Origin of the sequence: Polaribacter atrinae (genome assembly GCF_038023995.1) — a bacterium.
GTDB classification, from domain to species: domain Bacteria; phylum Bacteroidota; class Bacteroidia; order Flavobacteriales; family Flavobacteriaceae; genus Polaribacter; species Polaribacter atrinae.
Window position 1 is genome coordinate 612344 of the sequence record NZ_CP150660.1, and the last position, 12356, is coordinate 624699.

Sequence of the window (12356 nt, forward strand, 5' to 3'; positions counted from 1 at the left end):
TATAAATTCTTTAAGTTTTAAAAAGGAACATCATCATCCCCTCCAAAAGCATCTTTAGGGTCTACTCCACCTTGACCAGCAAAAGGATCTTCAGGGAAATCCGCATTCATAGATGACTGGAATTCACTACTAAAGCCTTCTTCTAAATCTGAGAATTTTGCTAAGTGCCCCGTAAATTTCAAACGAATATTTTCTAACCCACCGTTTCTGTGCTTTGCAACAATAAATTCTCCTTGTCCCTCACATGGTGAATGATCATCATCATCCCATTCTGTCATTCCGTAGTATTCTGGACGGAAAATAAACGATACAATATCGGCATCTTGCTCAATTGCTCCAGATTCACGTAAATCAGACAGTAAAGGTCTTTTAGATCCTCCACGTGTTTCAACCGCACGAGATAATTGAGAAAGTGCAATAACGGGTACTTCTAGTTCTTTTGCTAAAGCTTTTAAGTTTCTAGAAATCATTGAGATTTCTTGTTCACGATTTCCGTTAGATTTTCCACCGGCAGTCATTAATTGTAAATAATCAATTACAATAATTCTAACATTGTGTTGCGATACCAATCTTCGTGCTTTTGCACGTAAATCAAACACAGAAAGAGATGGTGTATCATCAATAAAAATAGGTGCATCAGATAAACGTTTTACTTTTACGTTTAATTGTTCCCATTCATGTGCTTCTAAGTTTCCTTTTCTTAATTTTTCTGATGTTAAACCTGTTTCCGAAGAGATCATACGAGTAATTAACTGTACAGAAGACATCTCTAAAGAGAAAACGGCAACACCGTGACCAAAGTCGATTGCCATATTTTTTGCCATCGAAATTACAAATGCTGTTTTTCCCATACCAGGACGTGCAGCTATAATCACTAAATCGGATGGTTGCCAACCAGAAGTTAAAGCATCTAATTTTGTAAAACCAGTTGCCAATCCAGACATTCCTTCTTGGTTACCAATTTCTTGAATCTTAGCCAAGGCTTGTTTAACTAAAGATCCTGCATCTTCAGAACTCTTTTTTAAATTTCCTTGGGTTACTTCAAAAAGTTTTGCCTCTGCATCGTCTAATAAATCAAATACATCGGTACTTTCATCATACGCATTTTCTATAATTTCACTAGAAATTGAAATTAATCTACGCTGAATAAATTTTTGAAGAATAATTCTTGCATGGAACTCAATGTGCGCAGAAGATGCCACTTTTTGAGTTAAACGAATTAAATAAAAATCACCACCTACAAATTCTAATTTTCCATTCTTTTTTAACAAGTTAGATACCGTTAAAAGATCTATAGGTTCAGAATTTTGAAATAATTCATAAATTGCCGCATACACTTCTTGATGTTTTTGATCATAAAAAGCATCTGAACTTAAGACGTCTATAACGTCGTCAATTCCTTTTTTGTCAATCATCATTGCACCCAACACAGCTTCTTCTAACTCCAATGCCTGTGGAGGAATCTTGCCTTTTTCAAGACTAATTAATCTTGATTTATCTATCTTTTTTCCTGTAACAGGAGTCGTTTTTTCCATTGGTACAAAGGTACTTTTTTAGGTTGAAATTATTTTCTAAAAGTTCATTTTAATTTGTAAACATTTAATGTAAACAAAAATGTTATTATCTTGTTAATAACCAGCTAACTTCTAAATCGAATTCTTATTTTTACCAACAAAGTAGAATTTTTAAAACTAGAATATCCGCTTTCTTGAATATATATAAACGCTTATTTTTACTAAAATAGTATCCTTGAAGATCAATAAAAAACATTTAATAGTTACAATTTTACTTCCAATTCAAATAGTATTAATTCAATTGGCAGCAAAAAAACCAGCGTTTATAGAAGAATATTATTCAAACGGAATCTATCCTCCTATTTCATCTTTTTTTAGAATTCTTTTAGGTTGGGTTCCTTTTTCTGTTGGTGATGTACTTTTAGCTTTCGGACTCTTTGTTTTTATTCGTTTTATAGTTAGATTGATAAAAACGAGATTTAAAAACTTTATTCCGAAGATTTTTCATTTTACAGCCGTTTTATCCCTCATTTATTTTTGTTTTTATCTTTTCTGGGGGTTGAATTATTATAGAGAGCCTTTGGCTAAAAACTTACAATATCAACAAAAAGAATACACCACAAAACAACTTTTAAATGTAACAACTCATATTATTGAGAAGCTAAATGAATATCAATTTAAAATTACAAAAAACGATACTTTAAAAATTGAAAATCCTTATTCTCAAAAAGAAATGTACCATATGGCTGTTTCTGGTTATGACAACTTATCTAAAGATTATCCGCAGTTAAAATATGAATACAAATCTGTAAAAAGCTCTTTAATGAGTTTGTTACAATCTTATAATGGAACTGCAGGATATTTAAATCCATTAACAGGAGAAGCACAAGTAAACGACAAACTACCAAAAACAAGTTATCCAACCACCACTTGTCATGAAATGGCACATCAAATTGGTTTTGCAGCAGAAAATGAAGCGAATTTTGTTGGTTTTTTAGCAGCTAATTATAATAATGATCTTTATTTTAAATACGCGAGTTATAGAATGGCTTTGGGCTATTGTATTTCCGAATTAAGAAAACGTGACTCAAATTTATCTCAAGAACTTTGGAAAACCGTTCACAAAGGAATTCTTAAAGATTTTAGTGCGAGTTATATCTTTTGGCAGCAATATAAAAACCCCTTCGAACCTATTGTTAAAAAAGGGTATAATGCTTATTTAAAAGCCAATAAACAAGATAAAGGTGTACAGTCTTATAATTACGTGGTTGATTTATTTATTTCTTATTTTGATAAAGTGAATCCGTCTTAATCTTCCTAAAATTATGTTAAAATAATTGGTTTTAACATTTTCTAAAAAGCTTCTAATTATTTTAGAAACTTAATTCATTTAAAAACCAAACTTATATGAGAAAATTACTCTTATTTTTCTCCTTATTTGTGGCTTATTCTATGCAGTCGCAAGAATATTTCCCTACAGATAGCGGAGTAAAAACTACTGAAAACACCAGTTATGCATTTACAAATGCAACCATTTATGTAACCCATAATAAGGTTGTAAAAAAAGCAACTTTACTTATTAAAGACGGTAAAGTTGTTGGCATTGGAAAATCTGTTAAAATTCCGAATGGCACAAAAACCATCAATTTAGAAGGTAAAATAATTTACCCGTCATTTATTGATATTTATTCTGATTTTGGAATTTCTAAACCAGAAAGACAACCTAGATCTAGAAATAGAACTACACAATATGAGCCAACTCGTGAAGGCTATTATTGGAACGATCATATTAGACCAGAAACCAACCCGATAAGTAATTTTAAGTTTGATGACAAAAAAGCAAAAAGTTTAATTGATGCTGGTTTTGGTACTGTAAATACACATTTACAAGACGGAATTATAAAAGGAAACGGTTTGTTAATTGCCCTAAACCCTAATACTTCTGATGCTTACCGAATTTTAAACACAAAATCTGCACAGTATTTATCTTTTAATAAAAGTGTAAAATCTACACAAGCATATCCTAGTTCTAAAATGGGTGCAATGGCATTAATCCGTCAGGTTTTTAATGATGCAGATTGGTATGCAAAAGGCAATATGAAAAATAAAGATTTGTCTTTAGAAGCGTTTAATAATAATAAAGATTTACTTCAAATATTTGAAACTTCAACTGTTTTAGATGCTTTAAGAGCAGATAAAGTGGGAGACGAATTTGGTGTTCAATACACAATTGTTGGTAGTGGAGAAGAATATGAAAGAATTAATGATATAAAAGCAACAAATGCTAACTTTATAATTCCTATTAATTTTAGTGATGTTTATGATGTTTCAAACCCTTTATTAGCACAACATATTTCTTTAAGAGACATGCGTACATGGAATCAAGCTCCATCCAACTTAAGTGTACTTTCTAAAAATGGAGTAAATTTTGCTTTAACAACACATACTTTAAAATCTGTAAATGCATTTCATAAAAATTTACAAAAAGCCATAAAATACGGATTTGATAAAGAACAAGCACTAGCTGCACTAACTACAATTCCTGCATCTATTATTGGTAACACTACCATAGGAAACTTAAATACCGGAAGTTATGCAAACTTTATTATTACGTCTGGCGATGTTTTTGATGCTAAAACAATCCTTTATGAAAATTGGGTTCAGGGTACTAAAAATGTAGTTAATGACATAAATATCAAGGATATTACAGGTGATTATATGTTGTCTGTAAATAACAAAAACTACGATTTATCAATTACAGGTAAAGGTGCTAAACAAACAGGAACAATTAAAGTAGGTGATAAAGAAATAACCTCTAAATTTTCTTATAGTGATGATTGGATTAGCATCACTTTAAATGAAGATAATAATTTTACAAGAATGTTAGGTAAAATTGTGAACCCTTCTAACCTAATGCAAGGTGATGCTTTTGATACCGAAGGCAATAAAACCTATTGGTCTGCAAGTAAAAAGATTCAGAAAAGTGAATCTTCAAAAAAAGAAAAAAAGAAAGAAGAAAAAGCAATTACAGTTGTTCCAGTAAGCTACCCTAATATTGGTTTCGGTAACTATGTACAGCCCAAAACAGAAACAATCCTATTTAAAAATGTAACTGTTTGGACTAGTGAAGATGAAGGTGTTTTAGAAAATACCGATGTTCTTTTAAAAGATGGAAAAATCGAGAAAATTGGTAAAAACTTAAATGCAAGAGGTGCTACTGAAATTGACGGTTCTGGTAAACATTTAACAGCTGGTATTGTAGATGAACATTCTCATATTGCAGCTTCTGCTGTTAATGAAGGTGCTCAGAATTCATCTGCAGAAGTTACTATGGAAGATGTTATTGATCCTAACGATATTAATATTTATAGAAATATTTCTGGAGGAACTACTACTGCTCAAATTTTACACGGATCTGCAAACCCTATTGGAGGGCGTTCTGCAATTATCAAACTTAAATGGGGAGAAAATGCAGATGAGATGATTTATAAAAATTCTCCGAAATTTATAAAATTTGCTTTGGGTGAAAATGTAAAACAATCTCGTTCTACAAATGGTACCCGTTTTCCACAAACAAGAATGGGAGTAGAACAGGTTTTTACAGATTATTTTACAAGAGCTCATGAATATGATGCTTTAAAGAAAAGTGGTAAACCATACAGAATAGATGCAGAAATGGAAACTTTGGTTGAAATTTTACATGGAGAACGTTCTATCTCTTGCCATTCTTATGTACAATCTGAAATTAACATGTTAATGAATGTTGCTGATAAAATGGGCTTTAAAATAAATACGTTTACACATATTTTAGAAGGTTATAAGGTTGCTGATAAAATGAAAGATCGTGGTATTGGTGCTTCTACTTTTTCTGATTGGTGGGCGTATAAATATGAAGTAAACGATGCAATACCATACAATGCTGCAATTATGCACAATGCTGGTCTTACTGTTGCTATTAATTCTGATGACAGAGAAATGTCTAGAAGATTAAATCAAGAAGCGGCAAAAACAGTAAAATATGGTGGAATGACAGAATTAGAAGCTTGGAATATGGTTACTATAAACCCTGCAAAACTATTACATATTGATGAACGTGTTGGTAGTATAAAAGTTGGTAAAGATGCTGATGTTGTTTTATGGAGCCATCACCCAATGTCTATCTACGCCAAAGTAGAAAAAACAATTATAGAAGGAAAAGTGTTTTTTGATAGAAATGAAGATATCAAAAAACGTGAAGCTATAAAGCAAGAAAAAAGTAAACTAATCAATATGATGTTGCAAGAAAAAATGGGAGGAGCAAAAACTCAAATTCCAACAAAAAGAAGGGATAGAAATTTTCACTGCGATACATTAGAAGAACTACAAAACTAAATAATGATGAAAAAAATAATATATAGTTTGCTATTTTTCTTCTTAGCAGGAAATAGCATAGCGCAACAAACGCCCGCAGACAAACAAACTACAGATTATTCTATAGAAGGTGCAACAGCACATTTAGGAAATGGAAAAATTATAGAAAATGCTTTGGTAATGTTTAGCAATGGAAAAATTGTATTTGTTGGAAATGCAAATGCAAAAATAGCTAGAAGAGGAACCATCATTAACGCCAAAGGAAAACATATATATCCTGGTTTTATTGCTACAAATGCCACTTTAGGTTTGGTAGAAATAGATGCTGTAAAAGCGAGTGATGATGAAGATGAAATAGGTGCAAACAATCCACACGTTAGAAGTTTAGTAGCTTATAATGCAGAAAGTAAAGTGGTAGAATCTATGCGTCCTAATGGTGTTTTAATGGCACAAATTACCCCTAGAGGTGGTACTATTTCTGGTACTTCATCTGTGGTGCAATTAGATGCTTGGAACTGGGAAGATGCTGCTATAAAAACAGACGATGCAATTCACATTAATTGGCCATCTAGTTTTACCAGCGGAAGATGGTGGTTAGGAGAAGATCCTGCTTTAAAACCAGATAAAAACTATCCTAAAAAAATAAATGACATTCAATCTTATTTTGCAAATGCTAAAACCTATTTAGCAAGTAATACAGATAAAGCACATTTACCTTATGAAGCAACCAAAGGTTTATTTAATGGAAGTCAGAAATTATTTATTCATGTAAACGGCCAAAAAGAAATTACAGATGCAATCACTATTATTAAGGAATTAGGAATAGAAAATATTGTAATTGTACATGGTGATGAAGCTGATAAAGTTGCAGATTTATTAGTTAAAAATAATATAGCAGTTGTTTTAGAAAGACCACACAGAAACCCAAATAACGAAGACGATGCTTACGATTACACTTATACAATTGCAAAAGTATTAACAGACAAAGGTATTGTTGTTGCTCTTGGTATGGAAGGTCAAATGGAAAGAATGAATACTAGAAACTTACCATTTTATGCAGGTACATTTGCTGCTTTTGGATTAGACAAAGAAGTTGCTTTGCAGTTGCTAACCTCTAACTCTGCAAAAATTTTAGGAATTGATGATTTTGTTGGAACCTTAGAAGTTGGTAAAGATGCTACCTTGTTTGTTTCTGAAGGTGATGCTTTAGATATGAGAACAAATATTTTAACAGATGTCTTTATACAAGGTAGAAAAATTAGCTTAGAAACACATCAAACAAAACTTTGGAAACGATATTCGAATAAATACAAAACCAAATAATTTATAAAAGGCTCGCTAATCACGAGCCTTTTTTTTATCTACAGACACTATCCTAAAAAGTGTGTAAGTTCAAAATTTCAGGGTTAGGTTATTTATAACTTAATCCTGTTTTCAAATATAGCTAAAAATTGATTTAGTATCACTCCCCAATTTCTGATTGGCATGGTCCATTTTTTAGTGCTTTCTCTCAAAGCTAAAAACACGGATTTCATAACTGCTTCATCGGTTGGAAACGAGAGTTTGTTTTTTGTGTATTTCCGTATCTTTCCATTTAGGTTTTCTATAAGATTTGTGGTGTAGATTATGGTTCTTATTTCAATAGGAAAATCAAAGAATACTGTAAGCTCATCCCAATTATTTTCCCAACTTTTAATGGCGTAAGAATATTTAGAATCCCATTTAGTTTTGAAGTCATTTAAAGCAGCTTTGGCAGCTTCTTTTGTAGGAGCAGTATAGATTTGCTTCATGTCACGAGTAAATTCCTTTTTGTCCTTCCAGACCACGTAACGACACGAATTTCTTATTTGATGCACAACACAAATTTGAGTCGTTGATTTCGGAAAAATAGTTTTAATAGTATCCGTAAATCCATTTAAATTATCGGTAGCTGTGATAAGTATATCTTGAGTTCCTCGAGCTTTAATATCGGTTAAAACACTCATCCAAAAGGCTGAAGATTCATTTTTACCTAACCATAATCCTAGGACTTCCTTTTTGCCATCTGTTCTCAGGCCTACTGCAATATAAATAGTCTTGTTTATGACTTTAGAGTTTTCCCTAACTTTAAATACGATGCCATCCATCCAAACAATTAGGTAAGTGGCCTCCAAAGGCCTGTTCCGCCAAGCAATAACATCTTCTGTAATCTTATCTGTAATCCTTGAAATAGTGGATGTAGAAATATTAAAATCGTACAGCTCACGTATTTGTTCTTCAATATCACTGTTACTCATGCCTTTGGCATAAAGCGATATAATAATATTTTCGATGCCTTCTGTTGTACTTTCTCTTTTCTTTACAATTAAAGGATTAAAAGAACTATCACGGTCTCGAGGAACTTGAATCTCTGTTTCTCCTAAAACGGATTTTAATTTCTTTTTAGTGTAACCATTTCGAAGGTTGGCTGCTTTACTTTTTTTGTGCTTATCGTAGTCTAAATGGGCATCTAGTTCCCCTTCTAGTAACTTCTCAATACCACGTTTGTGCAACTGTTCTAAAAAGGATGTTAGCTCTGGTGCATTCTTGAATTGTTTTAAAAAGTCTTCGTTTAATAAATCTTCTGGTTTCATAAGTGTGTAAAAGTTAAAATTAATGAATAAAAAAATCTCAGATTAATATTTAACCTGAGATTTTAAAACTTACACAGTTTATGAGATACTGCCTATCTACAAGAACTATCATATATATTATTAAAAGTTAATTCAAAAATAATGATACAAAAAAAGCCCATCAATTAATTGATGGGCTTTTATAAAACTTTAAGTATATTTCTTAGATAACTTTTACGTTAACCGCGTTTAAACCTTTGTTTCCTTCTTGTAAATCGAATTCAACTTCGTCACCTTCTCTAATTTCATCAATTAAACCAGAAACGTGTACAAAATGATCTTTGCTTACTCCTTCTTCAGTGATAAAACCAAAACCTTTTGTGTCGTTGAAAAACTTTACTGTACCTTTACTCATAATAATGTTGTTAAATTTATAATACTAATTATATTGCAAAGATGGTTCCATTTTTCTGATATACAACCTTATAATTGTTTTCTTTTCTGTTTTTTTATTAAAATCCTCATTCTTCGGAATAAAAAACGACTTTAACGTGTCTTAAAATATCAATTTTCATCCATTTACTTCTTCAAAATAAATCTCTAAAAAAGCATCTACCTCTTTTTTTAATATATTCATAGAAATATCGTCCTTTGCAAATACAGTTACATTTTCTTCAACTCTATTTCTACTGATACTTTCTTGTACTTCTACATTACGAACTCCGTTAATGTTTTCTAACAAGTTTTTTAAACCGATATCTAATGACGTATCACTTAAGTAGATTTTTAAGGTTTGCTCTTTGGGTGAATTTCTAATTTCTGTTCTAAATGCTAACATAATTGTATAAATTTAAAAGGTTCATAAATAATGTTACATTAAAGTAACTCTTCTAAGTTACTATTTTTAGAGCATACTTCCAAAATAAATATCATAAGCATAAAAAAAGGAATGCTTTTGATTCTTTAAAATCTGCATTCCTTTTTTTAAAAGTTTATTATTTTCGATTAAAATGTACTGTTTTCATCTTCAGAAAATAGGCCCAAAATCACTACCAATCTATAGGGAAATAATCTTTTAAAAATTTACCAGACCAATGTTTACCTGTATTAATACCATCAATTAATGGATCCATAACTCTTGCGGCTCCATCTACAATATCTAAAGGTGGCTGAAAATCGTGAGTTTCTACTTTGTGCTTAGATAATTCTGCAGGATCTTCATCTGTAACCCAACCAGTATCAACAGCATTCATATAAATACCTTTTTTTGCAAATGTAGATGCAGACGTATGTGTTAACATATTTAAGGCTGCTTTTGCCATATTGGTATGTGGATGTCTGTCTACCTTTTTAAATCTGTGGAACTTCCCTTCCATCGCAGTTACGTTGATAATGTGTTTTTTACCTGTATTTTCTTTCATCATTAAATTAGATAAACGATTACATAACACAAATGGAGCTACAGCATTTACCAACTGTACTTCTACCATTTCTGTAGTTTCTATTTCGCCTAATTTTAAACGCCAACTATTTGTTTTTCTTAAATCTACTTGTTGTAAATCTGCGTCTAATTCTCCTTCAGGAAAAACTTCTGCCGTTTGTAATGAATTGTCAAAACTATACGGAATTTGAGATAATTCTGCCGAATTACGCAAACCAATTCCGGGTTCTGGTCCGTGCCAAGTAACTGGTAATACGTTGTTTTTATCTGTTTTAGACGTTGAAACACTTAAACTAGATAATTCCTCTAAACAACTTTCGTGATCTTGTAATAAAGTTTGTGCTAATTTAGGCAATTGATCTATCGGTTTCTTTTCGTTTTCCATTAAATGGTGATAAAAACCAGACGGACGTCTTACTGTTTGCGCAGCATTGTTTATTAAAATATCTAATCGATCGTATTTTTGTTCTATATAATTACAGAAAATCTCTACACTTGGTATGTGTCTTAAATCTAAGCCATGAATGTGTAAACGATGACTCCAATCTTTATAATCTTCTTCTTTTGCAAAACGAATGGCAGAATCTGCAGGAAAACGCGTTGTTGCCACTACAGTTGCTCCAGAACGCAAGCACATTAAGGTAATGTGATATCCTATTTTTAATCGAGAACCTGTAATTACCGCTACTTGCCCTTTTAAATCTGTCGTTTGAAAACGTTTGGCATAATTTAAATCCCCACAATCCTTACACATGGTATCGTAAAAATGATGCAATTTGGTAAAAACCGTTTTACATACATAACAGTTTCTTGGCGATTCTAATTCTGGAGTATTTTCATTTATAGCTGCTGCTCCTAATAATTTTGGTGCCACAAACAAAGCTGCTTCTCTAGCAGAACGAATTCCGGTTGATTTTCTAGCGTGCTTATCGCTTTCAATCATTTTACGTTTTGCCGCTTTTTTAGCGTCTTTACGTCTGCGTTGAAATTCATCACGATTAGGACGAGACAATTCGCCAGCAACTTTAAAAAGTGCCACTCTTTGCTCTTCTGGTAATTCAAAAAGTTGATTCGTGTCCTCCAATAATTTTTGAAGGGTAACTATACACGAATTTACTTCCGCATTTAATTCTTTATTACTCATATTCTTACACTTCGTAAATACGTACTTTTTTCTTTTTTAAACGAGAATTGTTTAATTTCTCTATTAATTCTGCAGTTAATGTAGATGGTACTGCCACAAAAGCACAATCTTGTTTCAATTCTATGTCACCAAGTTGCTCTTTACTTAATTTTCCTTGTTTTATAAACAAACCAGCAATATCTCCTTTAGAAATTTTGTCTTTTCTACCTCCAGAAACAAATAAAGTTTCCCAAAAAACAGGACTTCTTTCTGCTTGTTTAGAAATGTCTTGTAAATCAGCATGCTTAATAAAATCTGGTAAACGTTCGTCTTTCCATTTTAGAACAAAGGCAGTTCCTTCTGCAGAAACTCTTGCTGTACGTCCGTTTCTATGTGTAAATTCTTCTATTGCTTGTGGCAATTCATAATGAATTATAAAACTCATTTCTGGTACATCGATACCTCTAGCCGCTAAATCTGTAGCAATTAATAATTGATTGGTTCCGTTTCTAAATTTTATTAAAGAACGTTCTCTATCTTTTTGTTCCATTCCACCACTAAAACAACCATGTTTTATGTTCTTGCTTTCTAAAAATGTACTTACGTTATTTATAGAATCTTTTAAATTACAAAAAACGATACCTTGTTTATTTCCTAAATGATTTAGTAAGTGTAATAAGGTATTTAGTTTATTTTTAGCCGGAGAAACTACTGTTCTTATTTCTAATTTAGAAGTTACTGCTTTTAAATAATTAACCGTATTTGGCTTTCTTAAACCTACAAAATCAGGAATCTCAACTCCCTGTGTTGCAGAAGTTAGTATACGTTTATCTAAAGAAGATAATTGATTGATAATATTACGCATTTCATATTCAAAACCAACCTCTAGAGACTTATCGAATTCGTCTAAAATTAAGGTTTTAATATGATCTTTAGAAAAACGATCGTTTGCAAAATGGTCTGAAATTCTACCAGGTGTACCTATTAAAATTGCAGGAATATGTTTTAATTCTATTTTATCTTTAGACATTGGTCTACCTCCATAAACCGCATTTACTTTAAAACCAGATCCCATAGAACGAATTACTTGTTCTATTTGAATTGCCAATTCTCTAGAAGGCACTAAAATTAAAGCTTGTACTTCCTCTAAAGTTGGATCTAAAAACTCTAATAAAGGCAAAGAAAAAGCTAATGTTTTACCTGTACCTGTTGGCGAAAGTAATATTACATTATCGTTTTTATGTATTGTAGCAATAGCTTCTTTTTGCATCTGATTTAATTCTTCAATCTGCAATTTTGCTAATATATCTTGTTGACTTTTAATGTTATTTGCCATC

General features: G+C 31.6%; 9 protein-coding genes. 3 read left to right on the forward strand and 6 right to left on the reverse strand.

Annotated elements, in window-relative coordinates; all coding sequences use genetic code 11:
- Positions 1–17: 17 nt before the first annotated feature.
- A complete protein-coding gene (gene dnaB, locus WG945_RS02830) occupies positions 18–1535 on the reverse strand; it encodes a replicative DNA helicase (protein WP_068452976.1) in 1518 nt (505 codons plus the stop codon).
- A gap of 214 nt (positions 1536–1749) precedes the next feature.
- Here dnaB and WG945_RS02835 point away from each other — a divergent pair, with 214 nt between their 5' ends.
- The 3 genes from WG945_RS02835 (at position 1750) to WG945_RS02845 (ending at position 7187) form a co-directional block, all read left to right on the forward strand.
- Positions 1750–2826 (forward strand): DUF3810 domain-containing protein, encoded by a 1077-nt coding sequence (locus WG945_RS02835; RefSeq protein ID WP_068452979.1) that lies wholly within the window; start codon positions 1750–1752, stop codon positions 2824–2826.
- Between the two features lie 95 nt (positions 2827–2921).
- On the forward strand, positions 2922–5885 hold the full coding sequence (locus tag WG945_RS02840) for an amidohydrolase family protein (protein WP_197482124.1): 2964 nt from the start codon (positions 2922–2924) through the stop codon (positions 5883–5885).
- A 6-nt stretch (positions 5886–5891) separates the two neighbouring features.
- On the forward strand, positions 5892–7187 hold the full coding sequence (locus tag WG945_RS02845) for an amidohydrolase family protein (RefSeq protein WP_068453028.1): 1296 nt from the start codon (positions 5892–5894) through the stop codon (positions 7185–7187).
- A 92-nt stretch (positions 7188–7279) separates the two neighbouring features.
- On the opposite strand, the gene WG945_RS02850 is transcribed toward WG945_RS02845, so the two are convergent.
- From WG945_RS02850 to WG945_RS02870, 5 genes are all read right to left on the reverse strand, one after another.
- A complete protein-coding gene (locus WG945_RS02850) occupies positions 7280–8476 on the reverse strand; it encodes an IS256 family transposase (protein WP_038527458.1) in 1197 nt (398 codons plus the stop codon).
- A 202-nt stretch (positions 8477–8678) separates the two neighbouring features.
- Positions 8679–8870: a cold-shock protein gene (locus tag WG945_RS02855; RefSeq protein WP_068448022.1), complete on the reverse strand. Its 192-nt coding sequence runs from the start codon at positions 8868–8870 to the stop codon at positions 8679–8681.
- 156 nt (positions 8871–9026) lie between these two features.
- Complete coding sequence (locus WG945_RS02860) at positions 9027–9293, reverse strand: hypothetical protein (RefSeq protein WP_068448023.1); 267 nt, start codon at positions 9291–9293, stop codon at positions 9027–9029.
- Positions 9294–9504: 211 nt separating this feature from the next.
- Positions 9505–11040 carry an SDR family NAD(P)-dependent oxidoreductase gene (locus WG945_RS02865; RefSeq protein WP_068448026.1) on the reverse strand — a complete coding sequence of 512 codons (1536 nt, stop codon included), beginning with the start codon at positions 11038–11040 and terminating at the stop codon, positions 9505–9507.
- A gap of 4 nt (positions 11041–11044) precedes the next feature.
- A complete protein-coding gene (locus WG945_RS02870) occupies positions 11045–12355 on the reverse strand; it encodes a DEAD/DEAH box helicase (RefSeq protein WP_068448028.1) in 1311 nt (436 codons plus the stop codon).
- Between the last annotated feature and the right edge of the window lies 1 nt (position 12356).